Annotated in this window: 27 protein-coding genes and 2 pseudogenes; 26 read left to right on the top strand and 3 right to left on the bottom strand. The window is 70.8% G+C overall.

The window, feature by feature from the left end; translation table 11 throughout:
• Positions 1-78 precede the first annotated feature (78 nt).
• The 25 genes and pseudogenes from tuf (at position 79) to map (ending at position 14503) form a co-directional block, all read left to right on the top strand.
• Positions 79-1272 carry an elongation factor Tu gene (gene tuf, locus VM242_13340; protein HVM06144.1) on the top strand — a complete coding sequence of 398 codons (1194 nt, stop codon included), beginning with the start codon at positions 79-81 and terminating at the stop codon, positions 1270-1272.
• Positions 1273-1289: 17 nt separating this feature from the next.
• Complete coding sequence (rpsJ, locus tag VM242_13335) at positions 1290-1610, top strand: 30S ribosomal protein S10 (protein ID HVM06143.1); 321 nt, start codon at positions 1290-1292, stop codon at positions 1608-1610.
• 321 nt (positions 1611-1931) lie between these two features.
• Positions 1932-2573, top strand: coding sequence for a 50S ribosomal protein L3 (rplC, locus tag VM242_13330; GenBank protein ID HVM06142.1), 642 nt, complete (start codon positions 1932-1934; stop codon positions 2571-2573).
• A 2-nt stretch (positions 2574-2575) separates the two neighbouring features.
• Complete coding sequence (gene rplD, locus VM242_13325) at positions 2576-3379, top strand: 50S ribosomal protein L4 (GenBank protein ID HVM06141.1); 804 nt, start codon at positions 2576-2578, stop codon at positions 3377-3379.
• A complete protein-coding gene (gene rplW, locus VM242_13320; protein ID HVM06140.1) occupies positions 3376-3666 on the top strand; it encodes a 50S ribosomal protein L23 in 291 nt (96 codons plus the stop codon). The genes rplD and rplW overlap by 4 nt, the downstream gene beginning before the upstream one ends.
• A gap of 13 nt (positions 3667-3679) precedes the next feature.
• The gene (rplB, locus tag VM242_13315; GenBank protein ID HVM06139.1) at positions 3680-4516 is read left to right on the top strand and encodes a 50S ribosomal protein L2; all 837 of its coding nucleotides are present in this window, start codon (positions 3680-3682) and stop codon (positions 4514-4516) included.
• Between the two features lie 6 nt (positions 4517-4522).
• The gene (gene rpsS / locus VM242_13310; protein ID HVM06138.1) at positions 4523-4801 is read left to right on the top strand and encodes a 30S ribosomal protein S19; all 279 of its coding nucleotides are present in this window, start codon (positions 4523-4525) and stop codon (positions 4799-4801) included.
• Positions 4802-4803: 2 nt separating this feature from the next.
• Positions 4804-5154 (top strand): annotated as a pseudogene (rplV, locus tag VM242_13305) (50S ribosomal protein L22).
• Between the two features lie 339 nt (positions 5155-5493).
• Positions 5494-6138 (top strand): annotated as a pseudogene (gene rpsC / locus VM242_13300) (30S ribosomal protein S3).
• Between the two features lie 290 nt (positions 6139-6428).
• Positions 6429-6854, top strand: coding sequence for a 50S ribosomal protein L16 (rplP, locus tag VM242_13295; GenBank protein HVM06137.1), 426 nt, complete (start codon positions 6429-6431; stop codon positions 6852-6854).
• Positions 6854-7099 carry a 50S ribosomal protein L29 gene (gene rpmC / locus VM242_13290; protein ID HVM06136.1) on the top strand — a complete coding sequence of 82 codons (246 nt, stop codon included), beginning with the start codon at positions 6854-6856 and terminating at the stop codon, positions 7097-7099. The genes rplP and rpmC overlap by 1 nt, the downstream gene beginning before the upstream one ends.
• The gene (rpsQ, locus tag VM242_13285) at positions 7092-7382 is read left to right on the top strand and encodes a 30S ribosomal protein S17 (GenBank protein HVM06135.1); all 291 of its coding nucleotides are present in this window, start codon (positions 7092-7094) and stop codon (positions 7380-7382) included. Before rpmC ends, rpsQ begins: the two co-directional genes overlap by 8 nt.
• A complete protein-coding gene (gene rplN / locus VM242_13280; GenBank protein HVM06134.1) occupies positions 7379-7747 on the top strand; it encodes a 50S ribosomal protein L14 in 369 nt (122 codons plus the stop codon). Before rpsQ ends, rplN begins: the two co-directional genes overlap by 4 nt.
• A gap of 178 nt (positions 7748-7925) precedes the next feature.
• The gene (gene rplX / locus VM242_13275) at positions 7926-8240 is read left to right on the top strand and encodes a 50S ribosomal protein L24 (protein ID HVM06133.1); all 315 of its coding nucleotides are present in this window, start codon (positions 7926-7928) and stop codon (positions 8238-8240) included.
• A gap of 32 nt (positions 8241-8272) precedes the next feature.
• A complete protein-coding gene (rplE, locus tag VM242_13270; protein HVM06132.1) occupies positions 8273-8818 on the top strand; it encodes a 50S ribosomal protein L5 in 546 nt (181 codons plus the stop codon).
• Positions 8818-9003, top strand: a complete 186-nt coding sequence (locus VM242_13265) for a type Z 30S ribosomal protein S14 (GenBank protein HVM06131.1) — start codon at positions 8818-8820, stop codon at positions 9001-9003. The genes rplE and VM242_13265 overlap by 1 nt, the downstream gene beginning before the upstream one ends.
• Positions 9004-9016: 13 nt before the next feature.
• On the top strand, positions 9017-9421 hold the full coding sequence (gene rpsH, locus VM242_13260; protein HVM06130.1) for a 30S ribosomal protein S8: 405 nt from the start codon (positions 9017-9019) through the stop codon (positions 9419-9421).
• Between the two features lie 9 nt (positions 9422-9430).
• Complete coding sequence (gene rplF, locus VM242_13255) at positions 9431-9970, top strand: 50S ribosomal protein L6 (GenBank protein ID HVM06129.1); 540 nt, start codon at positions 9431-9433, stop codon at positions 9968-9970.
• Positions 9967-10326, top strand: a complete 360-nt coding sequence (gene rplR / locus VM242_13250; protein ID HVM06128.1) for a 50S ribosomal protein L18 — start codon at positions 9967-9969, stop codon at positions 10324-10326. The genes rplF and rplR overlap by 4 nt, the downstream gene beginning before the upstream one ends.
• A 215-nt stretch (positions 10327-10541) precedes the next feature.
• Positions 10542-11093 carry a 30S ribosomal protein S5 gene (gene rpsE, locus VM242_13245; GenBank protein HVM06127.1) on the top strand — a complete coding sequence of 184 codons (552 nt, stop codon included), beginning with the start codon at positions 10542-10544 and terminating at the stop codon, positions 11091-11093.
• 2 nt (positions 11094-11095) lie between these two features.
• The gene (gene rpmD / locus VM242_13240; GenBank protein ID HVM06126.1) at positions 11096-11278 is read left to right on the top strand and encodes a 50S ribosomal protein L30; all 183 of its coding nucleotides are present in this window, start codon (positions 11096-11098) and stop codon (positions 11276-11278) included.
• Positions 11275-11763, top strand: coding sequence for a 50S ribosomal protein L15 (rplO, locus tag VM242_13235; GenBank protein HVM06125.1), 489 nt, complete (start codon positions 11275-11277; stop codon positions 11761-11763). The genes rpmD and rplO overlap by 4 nt, the downstream gene beginning before the upstream one ends.
• A gap of 39 nt (positions 11764-11802) precedes the next feature.
• Complete coding sequence (secY, locus tag VM242_13230; GenBank protein HVM06124.1) at positions 11803-13095, top strand: preprotein translocase subunit SecY; 1293 nt, start codon at positions 11803-11805, stop codon at positions 13093-13095.
• Complete coding sequence (locus VM242_13225; GenBank protein HVM06123.1) at positions 13096-13773, top strand: adenylate kinase; 678 nt, start codon at positions 13096-13098, stop codon at positions 13771-13773. It abuts the gene before it with no gap.
• Positions 13760-14503 (top strand): type I methionyl aminopeptidase, encoded by a 744-nt coding sequence (gene map, locus VM242_13220; GenBank protein HVM06122.1) that lies wholly within the window; start codon positions 13760-13762, stop codon positions 14501-14503. Before VM242_13225 ends, map begins: the two co-directional genes overlap by 14 nt.
• 674 nt (positions 14504-15177) lie before the next feature.
• Here the strand turns inward: map and VM242_13215 are convergent.
• A complete protein-coding gene (locus VM242_13215) occupies positions 15178-15351 on the bottom strand; it encodes a hypothetical protein (GenBank protein HVM06121.1) in 174 nt (57 codons plus the stop codon).
• A 20-nt stretch (positions 15352-15371) separates the two neighbouring features.
• Here VM242_13215 and VM242_13210 point away from each other — a divergent pair, with 20 nt between their 5' ends.
• A complete protein-coding gene (locus VM242_13210) occupies positions 15372-15515 on the top strand; it encodes a hypothetical protein (protein HVM06120.1) in 144 nt (47 codons plus the stop codon).
• A gap of 74 nt (positions 15516-15589) precedes the next feature.
• Here the strand turns inward: VM242_13210 and VM242_13205 are convergent, their stop codons facing one another.
• Positions 15590-17323 carry a DNA repair helicase XPB gene (locus VM242_13205; GenBank protein HVM06119.1) on the bottom strand — a complete coding sequence of 578 codons (1734 nt, stop codon included), beginning with the start codon at positions 17321-17323 and terminating at the stop codon, positions 15590-15592.
• Positions 17320-17586, bottom strand: coding sequence for a hypothetical protein (locus VM242_13200; GenBank protein HVM06118.1), 267 nt, complete (start codon positions 17584-17586; stop codon positions 17320-17322). The genes VM242_13205 and VM242_13200 overlap by 4 nt, the downstream gene beginning before the upstream one ends.
• Between the last annotated feature and the right edge of the window lie 103 nt (positions 17587-17689).

The following is a 17689-nucleotide window of genomic DNA, read 5'->3' as shown; positions in this document are numbered from 1 at the left end:
CCGACGGGCGGCGGACGCCGCCCTCGTCGGTCAGGTCAAGACTGAGCGCCGAAGGCGCACGAAGGGGTTGAACTACTGATGGCAAAGAAGCAGTTCGTCCGGGACAAGCCCCATCTCAACATCGGCACGATGGGGCACATCGACCACGGCAAGACGACCCTGACGGCCGCCATCACGAAGGTGCTGGCCGAGCGGGACACCTCCGGCACCACCTCGTTCACCGCCTTCGACCAGATCGACAAGGCGCCCGAGGAGAAGGCGCGGGGCATCACGATCAACATCGCCCACGTCGAGTACCAGACGCCCAACCGGCACTACGCCCACGTCGACATGCCGGGCCACGCCGACTACATCAAGAACATGATCACCGGCGCCGCCCAGGTGGACGGCGCCATCCTGGTCGTGTCGGCGGCCGACGGTCCCATGCCGCAGACCCGCGAGCACGTGCTGCTCGCCCGCCAGGTCGGTGTCCCGTCGATCGTGGTGGCCCTCAACAAGGCCGACATGGTCGACGACGAGGAGCTGCTGGACCTGGTGGAGCTCGAGGTGCGCGAGCTGCTGAACGACTACGAGTTCCCGGGCGACGACACCCCCGTCATCCGCGTGTCGGCGCTGAAGGCGCTCGAGGGCGACGCCGAGTGGACGCCGAGGATCCTCGAGCTCATGGAGGCGGTCGACTCGTTCGTCCCCGAGCCCGAGCGCGACACCGAGAAGCCCTTCCTCATGCCCATCGAGGACGTCTTCACCATCCAGGGCCGCGGCACGGTGGTCACCGGGAAGGTGGAGGCGGGCAAGGTCAAGGTGGGCGACGAGGTGGAGATCGTCGGCCTCCGCAACACCGCCAAGACGGTGTGCACCGGCGTCGAGATGTTCCGCAAGCTGCTCGATTCGGGCCAGGCGGGCGACAACATCGGCGCCCTGCTCCGCGGCACGAAGAAGGAGGACGTGGAGCGTGGCCAGGTGCTGTGCAAGCCCGGGTCCATCACGCCCCACACCAACTTCGAGGCCAACGTCTACGTCCTGTCCAAGGAGGAGGGCGGCCGCCACAAGCCGTTCTTCAACAACTACCGGCCGCAGTTCTACTTCCGCACGACCGACGTCACCGGCTCCATCTCGCTGCCCGAGGGCACCGAGATGGTCATGCCGGGCGACAACACGACGATGACGGTGGAGCTGGGCAAGCCGATCGCCATGGACGAGGGGCTCCGTTTCGCCATCCGAGAGGGTGGCCGTACCGTGGGCGCCGGCCGCGTCACCAAGATCCTCAAGTAAGCGGCAGGGAGCACACCGTGGCCGAGGGCCAGAAGCAGAAGATCCGGATCCGCCTCAAGGCGTACGACCACGAGATCATCGACCAGTCCACCAAGAAGATCGTGGAGACGGTCCTGCGCACCAACGCCAAGGTCCGCGGCCCGGTGCCCCTTCCGACCGAGATGCACCGCTACACCGTGATCCGCTCGCCCCACAAGTACAAGGACAGCCGGGAGCACTTCGAGATGCGCATCCACAAGCGCCTGCTGGACATCGTGGAGCACACCCCGAAGACGGTCGACTCGCTCCAGCGCCTCGACCTCCCGGCCGGGGTCGACATCGAGATCAAGATCCAGTAGGGCTTTCGCCGTCACTCGCTCGCTGCGCTCGCTCCGTTCCGGCGAGTCGATCGGGCTGCGGGGATCGGCGGAGCCGAACCCCTTCGCACTGAAGGCTTGTCTGGCCGGTAGCCGGGGAGGCCGCCTGCGGCGGCGCCGGGCGGCCACCGGCCCGGACTGGCGACACCGGCCCCATGGGCGGGGTGGGGAGAACGCTGCTAGGCTGAACCGGCTTTGAACTGACGTCCCCCGGCGCCCGCTGGGAACCCGGGGGCAAAACCGAGAAGCGCTCCGCCGGGTCTGCCCGAGCGGAGCGTTCGCGTGAGACAGGCGAAAAACGAGATGGCAAGCAAGGCGATCGTCGGCGAGAAGGTCGGCATGACGCAGATCTGGGACAGCGAGAACCGCGCCGTCCCGGTGACCGTCGTCAAGGTGCCGCCCGTGCGCGTCGTCCAGGTCAAGACGACCGAGCGCGACGGGTACTCGGCGCTCCAGGTCACCTGGGGCACGGTGAAGGCCAGCCGTCTCACCAAGCCGGTGGCCGGCCAGTTCGCCAAGGCGGGTGTCGAGCCCGGGCGGCGACTGGTGGAGCTGCGCATCGACGACTCCGGCGGGTACACGGTGGGCCAGGAGCTCACCGTCGGCCTGCTGGCCGCCGGCGAGAAGGTGGACGTCACCGCTGTCAGCAAGGGCAAGGGCTTCGCCGGCGTCATGAAGCGCCACAACTTCAAGGGGCAGAAGGCCACCCACGGCAACCACAAGAAGCACCGGGCGCCCGGGTCGATCGGCGCCTGCGCCACGCCCGCCCGGGTGTTCAAGGGCATGAAGATGGCGGGGCAGATGGGCTCCCAGCAGGTCACCACGCTGAACCTGGAGATCGTCGAGGCGGACTCGGAGCGGGAGCTGTTGCTCGTGAAGGGCGCCGTGCCCGGCCCCCGGGGCGGCCTCGTGCTGATCCGCGACGCCGTGAAGGGCGGGAAGTAGCCATGGCCTCCGTCGACATCCGCACCACCACGGGCGCCACCGCCGGCTCCGTCGAGCTCCCCGACGCGGTGTTCGGCATCGAGCCCAACGTCGCCGTCATGCACCAGGTGGTCACCGCCCAGCTGGCGGCCGCCCGCGCCGGGACGCAGTCCACCAAGACCCGGGCCGAGGTCCGCGGCGGCGGGGCCAAGCCGTGGAAGCAGAAGGGCACGGGCCGGGCCCGCCAGGGCTCCACCCGGGCACCGCAGTGGAAGGGCGGCGGCGTCGCCCTCGGCCCCAAGCCCCGCAGCTACAAGCAGCGCACGCCCAAGAAGATGGTCCAGCTCGCCCTGCGGTCGGCCCTGTCCGACCGGGCGGCCGGCGGCAACGTCGTGGTGGTCGACTCGTGGGGCTTCTCGGGGCCGCGCACCAAGGACGCCAAGGCGGCGCTGGCCGCCCTGGGCGTCGCCGGCCGGGTGCTGGTCGTGCTCTCCCGGGACGACGAGGTGGCCTACAAGTCGTTCCGGAACCTGCCGGACATCCACCCGATCCTCGCCCAGGAGCTCAACGCGTACGACGTCTTGTGCAGCGACTGGGTCGTGTTCACCCCGGCCACCCTGCCCACGGCGCCCGAGGCACCCGCCAAGGCGCCCGGCGCCACCGCGTCGGCGGCGGCGACGCCGGCTGCGTCCGCCCCGGGCACGGGGACGCCGGTCGAGCCGGCCGGCACGCCGGGCACCCCCGCCGAGGCGCCCGCCGACGAGGCCGACGCGTCCACCCCGCCGGCCGAGGAGCGGCCCGCTCCCGAAGGAGGTGCCGGCGAATGAAGGACCCCCGTGACGTGGTGTTGCGCCCGGTCGTGTCGGAGAAGTCGTACGCGCTGCTCGACGAGGGCGTCTACACCTTCGTCGTCCATCCCTCGGCCAACAAGACGGAGATCCGCCAGGCGGTCGAGGCGATCTTCAACGTCAGGGTCACCAACGTGAACACGCTGAACCGCAAGGGCAAGCGCAAGCGCAACCGGCGCCAGGCCACCTTCGGGAAGCGCCCCGACACCAAGCGGGCCATCGTCACCCTGGCCGGCGACGACCGCATCGATCTGTTCGAGAGCTGAGCGGGAAGACACCATGCCCCTTCGCAAGCGCAAGCCCACCAGTGCCGGACGGCGGTTCCAGACCGTCTCCGACTTCTCCGAGATCACCACGGACCGGCCGGAGAAGACCCTCCTCGCCCCCAAGCCGAAGACGGGCGGTCGCAACAGCTACGGCCGCAAGACGGCCCGGCACCGCGGCGGCGGGCACAAGCAGCAGTACCGGATGGTCGACTTCCGCCGGAACAAGGACGGGATCCCCGCCAAGGTCGCCACGATCGAGTACGACCCGAACCGCAACGCCCGTATCGCCCTCCTGCACTACGTGGACGGCGAGAAGCGCTACATCCTGGCTCCGGCCCGCGTCCGCGTCGGCGACACGCTGCAGAGCGGCCAGGGTGCCGAGATCCGCCCGGGCAACGCCCTCCCGCTGCGCTTCATCCCTGTCGGCACCACGGTGCACAACGTGGAGCTGAAGCCGGGCGGCGGCGGGAAGCTGGCCCGGGGCGCCGGCATGAGCATCCAGCTGGTGGCCAAGGAGGGCGACTTCGCCACCCTGCGCCTGCCGTCCACCGAGATGCGCCGCGTGCCCATCGACTGCCGCGGCACCATCGGCGAGGTCGGCAACGCCGAGGCCGAGCTGGTGAAGGTCGGCAAGGCGGGCCGCAACCGCTGGAAGGGGGTGCGCCCGCAGACCCGGGGCGTCGCCATGAACCCCGTCGACCACCCCCTCGGCGGCGGAGAGGGCAAGTCGTCCGGCGGTCGCCACCCGGTGTCGCCGTGGGGCAAGCCCGAGGGCCGCACCCGGGACAGGACCAAGGAATCCGAGAAGCTCATCGTCCGGCGGCGTCGCACGCGCGGCGCACGGAGGTAACCGGCAATGCCGCGCAGTCTGAAGAAGGGCCCGTTCGTCGACGACCACCTGCTCAAGAAGGTCGACGCGCTCAACGCGGCCAACGAGAAGCGGGTCGTGAAGACGTGGTCGCGCCGGTCCACGATCATCCCGGACATGGTCGGCCACACCATCGCCGTCCACGACGGGCGCAAGCACGTGCCCGTCTACATCACCGAATCGATGGTGGGGCACAAGCTCGGCGAGTTCGCCCCCACCCGCACGTTCCGGTACCACGCCGGCCAGGAACGGGCGGGGAGGCGCTGACGATGCCCGGACCGAAGACCAACGAGCGCCCCGGCACCCGCGCCGTCCTCCGCAACGAGCGGGTCTCGGCCTACAAGGTCCGCCCCGTGCTCGATCTCATCCGCGGCCTCGAGGTCGACCGTGCCCGCGACACCCTCCAGCTGTGCGAGCGCGACGCCGCCCTGCTGGTCGGCAAGCTGTTGCAGTCGGCCATCGCCAACGCCGAGAACAACGACGGGCTCGACCCCGAGGAGCTGTACGTGTCGGCCTGCTTCGCCGACGAGGGCACGACCATGAAGCGCTGGCGGCCCCGGGCCCGGGGACGGGCCACGCGCATCCGCAAGCGCGCCTGCCACATCACCGTGATCGTGAGCCGCCTCCCCGAGGACCGGCTCACCCGCCTGCGGGCCCGCCAGGCCGCCGATGCCGGGGGCCGGCGCCGCCGCGTCGCCGGTGGCCGCCAGAGCCGCCGCACCCGGCGGGACGAGCAGCGTCCCGGCACCGCGCCGGTGCCGGAGACGGCGGTGGAGACGCCGCCCGCCCCCGCCGACGAGCCCCAGCCCGAGCCGGCGGCGCCCGAGGTGGAGTCGCGGCCGGCGGTGGAGGACACCGGGGACGCGGCCGGGAGCGACGCACCCGCGGTGGAGGACCGGCCCGCGGTCGAGGGCGACGAGGACACACCGGCGGCAGCCGACGAGGAGAAGGACGTCTAGATGGGCCAGAAGGTCAACCCCTACGGGTTCCGCCTCGGCGTGACCACGGACTGGAAGTCGCGCTGGTTCAACGACCGGGACTACAAGGACCAGGTCATCGAGGACTGGAAGATCCGCGACTACCTCACCAAGCAGCTCGAGCGGGCCGCCGTCAGCCGGGTCGAGGTGGAGCGCACGCGCGACCGCCTGCGCATCGACCTGCACACGGCCCGGCCGGGCATCGTGATCGGCCGCCGCGGCGCCGAGGCCGACCGGTTGCGCACCGAGCTGGCCCGCATCACCAAGAACCCCAAGGTCCAGCTGAACATCCAGGAGATCAAGCAGCCCGAGCTCGACGCCGCCCTCATCGCCCAGGGCATCGCCGACCAGCTGGCCGGCCGGGTCAGCTTCCGCCGGGCCATGAAGCGTGCGGTGCAGACGGTGCAGAAGGCGGGCGCCCAGGGCATCCGGGTCCAGTGCGCCGGCCGCCTGGGCGGCTCCGAGATGGCGCGGCGCGAGGCGTACCGCGAGGGGCGCGTCCCGCTGCACACCCTGCGGGCCGACATCGACTACGGGTTCCGCGAAGCGAAGACGACCTTCGGCCGCATCGGCGTGAAGGTGTGGATCTACAAGGGCGACATCCTCCCCTACAAGATCTCCACCGAGGACAAGATCAGCCGCGAGGCGGCCATGGCGGTGGGCGAGACGTCCGGGCAGGGCCGGCCCCGCCGGATCATCTCGGCCGGCGGCGGGCGCCGCCGTCCCGAGCACGGCGAGCCCGGCACCGCGCCCGCCGCCGAAGAGGCGCCCGAGGGCACCGAGGCTCCCGAGGCGGCCAAGCCGATCATCCCCGAGGTCGACCCCGACATCGAGCGCCTCCTCGCCGAGGAAGAGGAGATCGAGCGCCGTACGCGCGAGCACCACGAGGCACCGCACTTCCGCAAGGAGACCGACTGATGCTGATGCCGAAGAAGGTCCGGCACCGCAAGCAGCAGCGCGGTCGCCTGACCGGGAAGGCCACGGGCGGCACCTCGGTGGCGTTCGGCGACTACGGGGTGCAGGCGTTGGAGCCGGGGTGGATCACCGCACGCCAGATCGAGGCCGCTCGTATCGCGATGACCCGCCACGTCAAGCGGGGCGGCAAGGTGTGGATCCGCATCTTCCCCGACAAGCCGGTGACGGCGAAGCCGGCCGAGACCCGGATGGGTTCGGGGAAGGGCAACCCCGAGCACTGGGTCGCCGTCGTCAAGCCGGGCCGGATCATGTTCGAGCTGTCGGGCGTGGGCGAGGACCTGGCCCGGGCCGCCATGGAGCGCGCCATCCAGAAACTCCCGATCAAGGCCCGCTTCGTGGTGCGCGACGACCAGGGCGTGGAGGTCTGATGCCGAACCAGCGTGCCATCGACCTCCGTGACCTGGACGCCAGCGAGCTGGAGACCCGCCTGGCCGAGGCCAAGCACGAGCTGTTCAACCTGCGCTTCCAGCTGGTCACCGGCCAGCTGGACAACTCGGCGCGGATCGGCCGGCTGCGCAAGGACGTGGCCCGGATGAACACGATCCTGCGCGAGCAGGAGATCGCCGCCGCCGAGGCGGCCGACGCAGCGAACCAGGAGGCCAGTCGTGGCTGACGCCACCCCCGACACCGCGCCCGCCGCCCCGGCGCGCAACAGCCGCAAGCAGCGCGAGGGCACCGTCGTGTCGAGCGCCATGGACAAGACGGCGATCGTCTCCGTCATCGACCAGGTACGCCACCCCCGCTATGCCAAGACCGTGCAGCGCACCAAGCGCCTCTACGCCCACGACGAGCAGAACGACGTCAAGGTGGGCGACCGGGTCCGGGTCCAGGAGACCCGGCCGCTGTCGAAGCTCAAGCGCTGGCGGATCATCGAGGTCCTGGAGCGGGCCCGATGATCCAGCAGGAGTCCCGCCTTCGGGTGGCCGACAACTCCGGTGCCAAGGAGGTGCTCTGCATCAAGGTGCTGGGCGGCTCCAAGCGCCGGTACGCGTCCATCGGCGACGTGTTCGTCGCCACCGTGAAGGACGCCATCCCCGGTGCGGCGGTGAAGAAGGGCGAGGTGGTGAAGTGCGTCGTCGTGCGCACCAAGAAGGAGAAGCGGAGGCCGGACGGCAGCTACATCCGTTTCGACGAGAACGCCGCCGTGCTGATCAACGAGGCGCAGCAGCCGCGCGGCACGCGCATCTTCGGCCCGGTGGGGCGCGAGCTGCGCGACAAGAAGTTCATGCGGATCATCTCTCTCGCACCAGAGGTGTTGTGATGTTTCGCCTTCGCAACCAGAGGTTGCTCGGCGAGTCGATCGTGCCTCCGGCGAGCCGGCGGAGCCGGCTCGCCTCCGGCGCTGTTTCCTCGCCGGCCGGCGCCGGCGGAGCGGCCAGCCATGAAGGCCGCCTTGCGGCGGCGTCCGGTGGCCGGCCGCGATCGGTTGGAGGTCTGTCATGAAGCTGAAGAAGGGTGACCGGGTGCGGGTGCGCTCGGGCAAGGACCGGGGCAAGGAGGGCGAGATCATGCGCGTCCTCCCCGACCAGGACAAGGTGATCGTCGACGGGGTCAACGTGGCGAAGCGTCACCAGCGCGCCACCCGGGCAACCATGCAGGGCGGCATCATCGACAAGGACATGCCGATGCACGCCTCGTCGGTGGCCATCGTGTGCCCCACCGACGGGCCCACCCGCATCGGCTACCGGCTCGAGGAGACGGCGGCCGGAAAGCGCAAGGTCCGCATCTGCCGGAAGTGCGGAGGCGACCTGTGACCGCCACCCTGGAGCCGCGCACGATCCCCCGCCTGAAGACGCGGTACAACGAGCGGATCCGTGCCCAGCTGAAGGACTCCCTCGGCCTGGGAAACGTGATGGAGGTCCCCCGCTTCGAGAAGATCGTCATCAACATGGGAGTCGGCAAGGCCACCCAGCAGCAGTCCCTGATCGAGGGCGCGGTCCGGGATCTCACGATCATCACCGGCCAGAAGCCGCTCGTCACGAAGGCGAAGAAGTCCATCGCCGCCTTCAAGCTGCGGGAGGGCAACGTCATCGGCGTGAAGGTGACGTTGCGGGGCGACCGGATGTGGGAGTTCCTGGACCGGCTCATCAGCCTGGCCATCCCCCGCATCCGTGACTTCCGCGGCCTTCCCGCCAACTCCTTCGACGGTCGCGGCAACTACACGTTCGGCGTGACCGAGCAGCTCATCTTCCCGGAGATCGACTACGACAAGGTGGACACGCCTCGCGGCATGGACATCACCGTGGTCACCTCCGCCCGGACCGACGACGAGGGCCGCGCCCTCCTCGCCGCCTTCGGGTTCCCGTTCAAGCGTGAGGATCAGGATCGATAGTGGCGAAGAAAGCTCTCATCGAGAAGCAGCAGCACAAGCCGAAGTTCAAGGTCCGCGGCTACACCCGCTGCCAGCGGTGCGGCCGTCCGCGGGCGGTGTTCCGCAAGTTCGGCCTCTGCCGCATCTGCCTGCGCGAGCTGGCCCACGCCGGGGAGCTCCCCGGCGTCACCAAGGCCAGCTGGTGAGGGGGGTGCGCCGATGACGATGACCGACCCCCTCGCCGACATGCTTACGCGGATCCGCAACGCCAACACGGCGATGCACGACACCGTCCGCATGCCCTCGTCGAAGGTGAAAGAGGCGCTGGCCGCCATCCTCCAGCGCGAGGGCTACATCGAGGGCTTCGCCGTGCACGACGACCCCGGGCGCCCGGGACGGGTGCTCGAGATCACCATGAAGTACGCGGCCGACCGGTCGCGCACGATCTCGGGCATCCGCCGCATCTCCAAGCCGGGCCTGCGGGTGTACACCAAGGCCGACCGCCTGCCGCGCGTGCTCGGCGGCCTCGGCGTCGCCGTGCTGTCCACCAGCCAGGGCCTGATGACGGATCGCGAGGCCCGCCAGCGGCGCATGGGCGGCGAGATCCTCTGTTACGTCTGGTAGGGAGCTGACATGTCACGAGTCGGAAGAGCCCCCATCCCCGTGCCGGCAGGCGTCGACGTGTCGGTCGCCGACCGCCGCGTCACCGTCACCGGTCCCCAGGGCACCCTGGAGCGCGAGCTGCCGGGGAGCATCACGGTGCGTAAGGACGACGGCACCCTGGTGGTCGAGCGGCCCGACGACCAGCGCCACAACCGCGCCCTCCACGGCCTCACCCGCAGCCTGGTGAGCAACATGGTCACCGGCGTCACCGCCGGGTTCAAGAAGGACCTGGAGATCGTCGGCGTCGGGTACCGGGCCACGTCGAAGGGCCCCGACGCCATCGAGCTGGCCCTCGGGTTCAGCCACCCGGTGCCGGTGGCCGCCCCCCCCGGCATCACCTTCGAGGTCCCCATGCCGACCCGCATCACCGTCCGGGGCATCGACAAGGAGCTGGTGGGCCAGGTGGCCGCGAACATCCGCAAGATCCGCAAGCCCGAGCCCTACAAGGGCAAGGGCGTCCGCTACGCCGGCGAGGTCGTGCAGCGCAAGGCCGGAAAGGCGGCCAAGTGAGCACCAACCGCCAGCGCGAGCTGCGCCGCACCCGGCACCGACGCGTCCGCCGCAAGGTGTCGGGCACGACGGAGCGTCCCCGCCTGGCCGTGTTCCGGTCGACCCGGCACATGGTCGCCCAGGTCATCGACGACTCCACCGGCCGCACCATCGCCGCCGCGTCCACCGTCGAGCCGTCGCTGCGCTCGGGCGCGACCGGCAACAAGACGGCCGCCGCCGCCGTCGGAAAGCTGGTCGCCGAGCGGGCCAAGGAGGCCGGCGTCAGCCGCGTCGTGTTCGACCGGGGCGGCTTCCTCTACCACGGCCGCATCGCCGCGGTGGCCGATGCCGCCCGCGAAGCCGGGCTCGAGTTCTAGTGCTTCGACCTCGTTCGCTCGCGTCGCTCGCTCCATACGGTCGAGCCGGATCGTGCTGCGGCGGGCGAGCAGAGCTTGCGCCACCTCCGCCCCGTCCTTTCCCGGTGTCCGCAGCCGCAGAGGCCGCCTCCGGCGGCGAGTGCGGCCGCGGACCCTGGGGCAGCGAACGCGGCACACGTCCCGGGTCACGGCACTAGGTTCGGAAAGGCACTCTCATGGCTGAATCACAATTCGAGGAGCGGCCCATCGGCCGGCCGAACCGGGTCGCCAAGGTCGTCAAGGGCGGCCGGCGGTTCTCGTTCGCCGCGCTCATGGTCGTCGGGGACGGCAGCGGCAAGGTCGGCCTCGGCTACGGCAAGGCCAAGGAGGTCGCCCTCGCCATGCAGAAGGCGGCCGACGACGCCCGCAAGAACGTTTTCAACGTGCCGCTGGCCGGCTCCACCATCGTCCACCCCGTGATCGGGGAGGCGGGGGCGGGACGGGTGCTGCTGAAGCCGGCGGCGCCCGGAACCGGCGTGATCGCCGGCGGCGCGGCCCGCATCATCCTGGAGGCGGCCGGCATCCACGACGTGCTGGCCAAGTCGCTGGGTTCGTCGAACGCCATCAACGTCGCCCACGCCACCATCGCCGGCCTCAAGGCGCTCAAGTCCCCCGAGGACGTCGCCCGCCGCCGGGGCCTGTCGCCCGAGGAGGTCACTCCGGCCGGCGTCCTGCGGGCCTACCGCGAGACCCGCCGCGGCGCGCACGTGCCGGAGGAGGTGGCGTAGCCGTGGCGAGCCTCCAGGTCACCCAGGTGAAGTCCGCCATCGGCACCAAGCCCAAGCACCGTGGCACGCTGCGGGCCCTCGGCCTGCGCGGCATCGGCAAGACGAACACCCTGCCCGACCGGCCGGAGATCCGCGGCATGATCGCCCGGGTGCCGCACCTGGTCGACGTGAAGGAGGTCTCGTGAAGGCGCACGACCTGAGGCCGGCCCCCGGGTCGACCCGCCCCCGCCGGCGCGTCGGCCGGGGCATCGGCGGCAAGGGCGGCAAGACCGCCGGCCGCGGCACCAAGGGCCAGCACGCCCGGGGCCAGGTGAAGCCGGGCTTCGAGGGCGGCCAGCTGCCCCTGAAGCAGCGCGTCCCCAAGCTCAAGGGGTTCAAGAACCCGTTCCGGGTGGAGTACACGGTGGTGAACCTCGACGCCCTCGAGGCCTTCGACGGCGACGTGGTGAGCCCCGACACGCTCCGCGCCCACGGCTTGGTGCACAAGCACGGCCTGGTGAAGGTGCTCGGCCGCGGGGAGCTCAGCCGGGCGCTGCAGGTGAGCGCCCATGCGTTCTCCCGTTCGGCCGAGCAGGCCATCACGGGTGCGGGCGGTACGGTGGAGGTCATCCCGCCACCGTTCGGCAACGGCCGCCCGGCCGCCACGGGCAACGCCCTCACCAACCGCTAGTCCTCCGGGGGCGTCCCCCGTCAGCGCAGGAGCTCGTTGATGCTCGGAAGCCTGAAGAACATGTTCAAGGTCCCGGACCTCCGGAACAAGATCATGTTCACCCTGTTCATCATCGTGCTGTACCGGCTGGGGTCGCACGTCCCGGTCCCGGGGATCGACTTCGACGCCGTCCAGCGCCTCCAGGAATCGGCCGAGGCGGGCGGCGTGCTCGGGTTCCTGAACCTGTTCTCGGGCGGTGCGCTCACCCGCTTCGCGGTGTTCGGGCTCGGGATCATGCCCTACATCACCAGCTCGATCATCGTGCAGCTGCTCGGCGTGGTGATCCCCAAGCTGGAGCAGTGGCGCAACGAGGGCGCCGTCGGCCAGAAGAAGATCACCCAGACGACCCGCTACCTCACCATCGCGCTCGCCATCATGCAGTCCACCGGCCTGGCCTTCGTCTTCCACAACGGTGGCGAGGGGTTCAACGTGGCCGGCGACCTCGACCTCATCCCCAGGTTCACCGTGCCCCGCGTGCTGCTGGTCGTGCTCTCGATGACGGCCGGGACGGCGTTCGTGATGTGGCTCGGTGAGCTCATCACCCAGCGGGGGATCGGCCAGGGGATGTCGATCATCATCTTCGCCAACGTGGTGTCCGGCATGCCGGCGGGTGGCGCCGCCGTGCGGGCCGAGGGCGGCAACGTGAAGTTCGCCATCATCCTCGCCCTGACCCTGGCGCTGCTCGTGGCGATCGTGTTCATCGAGCAGGGCCAGCGACGGATCCCGGTGCAGTTCGCCAAGCGGGTGGTGGGGCGCAAGATGTACGGCGGCCAGAGCACCTACATCCCGCTCAAGGTGAACCAGTCGGGCGTCATCCCCATCATCTTCGCCAGCTCGGTCCTGTACTTCCCGGTCCTGCTGTCGAACGTGGTGCCGTGGGAGGGCGTCCAGCGTTGGATCAACGACCACCTGACCCAGCCGACGAGCCTCGTCTACATCGGCCTGTACGGCGTCATGATCGTCCTGTTCGCCTACTTCTACACCGCCATCGCGTTCGACCCGCACAAGCAGGCGGACGTCATCCGCAAGCAGGGCGGCTACATCCCCGGCATCCGGCCCGGCCTTCCCACCGAGCGCCACCTCGCCGGGATCCTGAACCGCATCACGCTGCCGGGGGCGCTGTTCCTGGCCTTCATCGCCCTGCTGCCGTCGCTGTTCCTCGCCTGGTGGAACATCTCCAACTACCCCTTCGCCGGCACGACGCTGCTGATCGCCGTCGGCGTCGCCCTGGAGACGATGAAGCAGATCGACAGCCAGCTGATGATGCGGAACTACGAGGGCTTCCTGAAGTAAGTGCGCGGCCCCAGGCTCGTGATCCTCGGGAAGCAAGGTGCCGGCAAGGGCACGCAGTGCATGCGCCTGAGCCGCCACTACCGCGTCCCGCACATCTCCAGCGGTGACATGTTCCGCGCCGAGCTGAAGTCGGGCTCGGAGGCGGGCCAGCGGCTCAACAAGTTCATGAAGGCGGGTGAGCTGGTACCCGACGACGTCGTGATCGAGGTCATGGTCCACCGGCTGGCGGCCGACGGCACCAAGGAGAAGGGGTTCATCCTCGACGGGTTCCCCCGCACGACCGCCCAGGCGGAGGCGCTGTTCGACCTGCTGGCGCCGCTGGAGCTCGACGTCGCCATCGACCTCCAGGTGCCCACCGAGGTCGTGCTCCGCCGGCTGGCCGCCCGCCGGTGGTGCCAGGACTGCGGGGCCAACTACAGCGTCGAGAGCCCGCCGGCGATGGACTGGACGTGCGACCGTTGCGGCGGCGAGGTGGTGCAGCGGGAGGACGACCGGGAGGAGGCCATCGCCCGCCGGCTCCGGCTCTACGAGCAGGAGACCGAGCCGCTGGTGGCCTGGTACCTGCGTCGTGACAAGCTGGTCACGGTGGACGGGCTCGGCCCGCCCGACGTGGTCACCGAGCGCGTGGTGCGGGCGGTCGGCCGCCGCCTGGGCGAGGGAAGCGATGCGGCGAAGTAGCGAGGAGATCGCCAGGATGCGCCGGGCCGGCCGGGTGGTGGCCGAGATGCACGAGCGCACCCGGCAGGCGGCCCGGCCCGGTGTCACCACCGCCGATCTCGACCGCGTCGCCCGCGAGGTGCTCGAGCGCCGGGGCGCACGGTCCAACTTCCTCAACTACCACGGCTTCCCCGCCGTGATCTGCACGTCGCCCAACGACATGATCGTGCACGGCATCCCCGGGCCCTACCGCCTGAAGGACGGGGACATCATCTCGATCGACTGCGGCGCCATCATCGAGGGCTATCACGCCGATGCCGCGTTCACGATGCCCGTCGGCGACGTCGCCCCCGAGGCGCTCAAGCTCATCGCCACCACCGAGGAGAGCCTGCGGGCGGGGATCAAGGCGATGGTGGACGGCAACCGGCTGTCCGACATCGGCCACGCCGTCCAGACGGTCGCCGAGGCGGGTGGCTACTCGGTGGTGCGAGAGTACGTCGGCCATGCCATCGGCACCGCCATGCACGAGGAGCCGCAGGTGCCCAACTACGGGCCGCCGGGCAAGGGGCCCAAGCTGCGCGTGGGCATGGTCTTCGCCGTGGAGCCCATGGTGAACCTGGGCGGCCCGGGCACCCGGGTGCTGGACGACGGCTGGAGCGTCGTGACGGCCGACGGCAGCCTCTCCGCCCACGCCGAGCACACCATCGCCATCACCGACGACGGTCCCGAGGTCCTCACCGTCCCGGACTGAGGGCGAGGGGGCGCCGAGCGCTCCGGTCCCTGGCGTTCCGGTCCCCTGGCCTTCCGGCGGCAAGAACGGGCGAATAGCGCCCCTTCTTGCCGGCCAGACGCCCTTCCGTGGCAATCGGGCCTGTTGCGGAGGCATGAAAGACAACGATATGGCCCGCGCCATGCGCGGCGTCGTCGCTGTGTTGGTCACCGCCCTGGCCCTCGCCGGGTGTACGAAGAGCGCCGTCGACAGCGAGGCGACCCGGATGATCGTGGCGGCGAAGAACCTCACGCCCGCGGCGGCCGACTACCTCAACGCCATCTACAGCGACGAAGAGTTCACGAGACAGGTGGACCGCTTCGCTGAGGATCTTCGACTCGGCGGTATCCGGCCTTCACCGGGCAACCGGGTCACGACGGTCGAACGAATCATTGGTGCGTCGCCGAGCTGCGTCTGGCTCGCCGTGAGGAGGGACTACTCAGCGGTGAACTTCGACCCTGGGCCGCGCCGTGTCTGTCGCCCGCTGTTGAGCACAGCGTGGAGGGATCGTCGACGACTCAGCACCCCGGGAGCGACCGAGCGCGCGAGCAAGTCGCACGCCGCAATGCAGCCCCCGGGCCCGTTTTCTATGCCACCTTCCCCACGGTGGAGAGCCAACCGGATGGATCATCCTGTATCCGCGTTCGCCGGCGTGCCTACCCGAACCCGGTGGCGGCGGCGGCGGCGACGGATGCGCAGAACGCGCTGTGGCGCCTGGCGGCTGCGTCGTTCCCGCTGTGCCAGCGCACGCCGGTGCCGGAGGCGACGCCGGCGGCGCAGGCTGCGGAGTCCGGCGGGTGGTGGGGGAGGCCCTGCTCCCAGGCCGGCACCGCGCATCGCCCCGGGGTACATGCTGGCCGGCAAGCTGGCCTACCTCGAGGCCGGCACGGTGCCGATGGTCACGTTCGAGCACCGCACGCGCCCACCGTCGGGCGACGGTGGCGCGTGCCGGAGACCGACGACGGGCCCCGAGGTCCTCACCGTGGCGGTCTGAGGGCGAGGGGCACCGAGAGCTCCGCGGCAAGAAAGGGCGCATACCGCCCTTTCTTGCCGCCAGACGCCCGTCCCTCATCCCGCCGAGGGGCCCTCGCCGACCGGCAGTTGGCGGCCCGGGTCGATCTGGTCCTGGCGGCGGCGCTGCTCGGCTGCGGCGAGTACGTCCTCGCCGTCGACGATCGTGTACGCGTACCCCTGCTCGGCGAGGAAGCGCTGCCGCGAAGCGGCGAAGGTCTGGTCGTTGGTGTCGCGGGCGACGATGGTGAAGAAGTGGGCCTGGCGGCCATCCGCCTTCGGCCGCAGGATGCGGCCGAGCCGCTGCGCCTCCTCCTGCCGGCTCCCGAACGTGCCCGACACCTGGACGGCGACCGACGCCTCCGGGAGGTCGATCGAGAAGTTGGCGACCTTGGAGACGACGAGGACCGGCGTCGCACCACTGCGGAAGTCCTCGTACAGCCGCTCGCGGTCGCGCGTGGGGGTCTTGCCGGTGATCACCGGCGCGTCGAGCCGCCCGGCGATGGCGTCGAGCTGGTCGAGGTACTGCCCGATCACGAGGGTGGGCTCGCCCCTCCGTACCGCCGCCTCGCAGAGCGCCGCCACGACGGCGAGCTTGGAGCGGGCCGTGGCGCCGGTCCGGTAGCGCTCCTCGGGTTCGGCCAGCGCGTACGACAGCCGTTCCTCGTCGCTGAGCGTGACCCGGACCTCGGTGCAGCGGGCAGGGGCGATCCACCCCTGGGCCTCGATGTCGCGCCACGGAGCGTCGTACCGCTTCGGGCCGATGAGCGAGAAGACGTCGCCCTCCCGGCCGTCCTCCCGCACCAGGGTCGCCGTGAGCCCGAGGCGGCGACGGCTCTGGATCTCGGCCGTCATCCGGAACACCGGCGCCGGCAGCAGGTGGACCTCGTCGTAGACGATCAGACCCCAGTCCTCGCCCGAGAGCAGCTCGAGATGGGGAACGGCCCCCTTGCGCCGGCTGATGAGGATCTGGTAGGTGGCGATGGTGACCGGGCGGACCTCCTTGCGCTCCCCCGAGTACTCGCCGATGTCGTCGGCGCCGAGCGTGGTCCGGGCCAGCAGCTCCCGGCGCCACTGGCGGGCGGCCACGACGTTGGTCACCAGCACCAGGGTGCGGGCGCCGGCTCGGGCCATGGCCGCCAGCCCCACGAGCGTCTTGCCCGCGCCGCAGGGCAGCACCACCACGCCGCTGCCCGCCGCCGAGAAGGCGTCCACGGCCTCCTCCTGGTACGCGCGGAGCGTGAAGCCGGCGTCCTCCCGGAGGGCGATGGGGTGCGCCGCACCGTCGACGTGGCCGGCCCGGTCGTCGGCCGGCCACCCGGCCTTGAGCAGCGCCTGCTTGAGCCGCCCCCGCTCGCCTCGCGGCACGGCCACGGTGTCGGCGTCGATGCGGGGCCCGACGAGCGGCACGACCGCCTTGGCCCGCAAGATCTCCTCGAGCACGGCCAGGTCGGTGGAGCGCAGCACGAGCCCGTGGACCGGGTGCACCTCGAGGACGAGACGCCCGTAGCGCTCCATCACCTCGGCGACGTCGAGGAGGAGCGACTGGGGGACCGCGTAGCGCGACCAGCGGAGCAGCGCGTCGACCACGGTCTCGGCGTCGATCCCGGCGGCGCGGGCGTTCCACAGGCCCAGGGAGGTCACCCGGTAGGTGTGCACGTGCTCCGGCGAGCGCTCCAGCTCGGCGAAGGGGGCGATCTGGGCGCGGCAAGCGGCGGCGTCGGGGTGGTCGACATCGAGCAGAAGCGTGCGGTCGGACTGCACGATCAGGGGCCCGTCGGCGGTGGTCACAGGAGCTGGTCCTCCTCGGCTTCGGTGAGCACGCGGGCCCATTGGACGCGTTGCAGGGCGAGAGTGCGGTGGTTGTAGCTCGGGAGGACCTCGGCGAGGACGCTGTCGGCCCAGACGTCGTCGACGGCCACGTTGAGCTGGGAGGTCACCCCCTTGGCGTTGCGGTACGACACCCGTACGCCCCACCCCAGGTCGCACGCCTCCTGGAGGAGCTCGAGGATGGCCGCCGGGTCCTTGGCGATGCCGGTGGGGCGCTCGTCCACCTCGAACAGCGTCGCCGGGGTCGGCAGGGTCGGCGGCCATCCTCGAGCTCCTCCAGGAGGCGTGCGACCTGGGGTGGGGCGTACGGGTGTCGTACCGCAACGC

This window comes from Acidimicrobiales bacterium, from assembly GCA_035540975.1.
Lineage (GTDB): Bacteria > Actinomycetota > Acidimicrobiia > Acidimicrobiales.
Note: the sequence above shows the minus strand (reverse complement) of the source record. Positions and strands in the feature narration are given on the sequence as shown.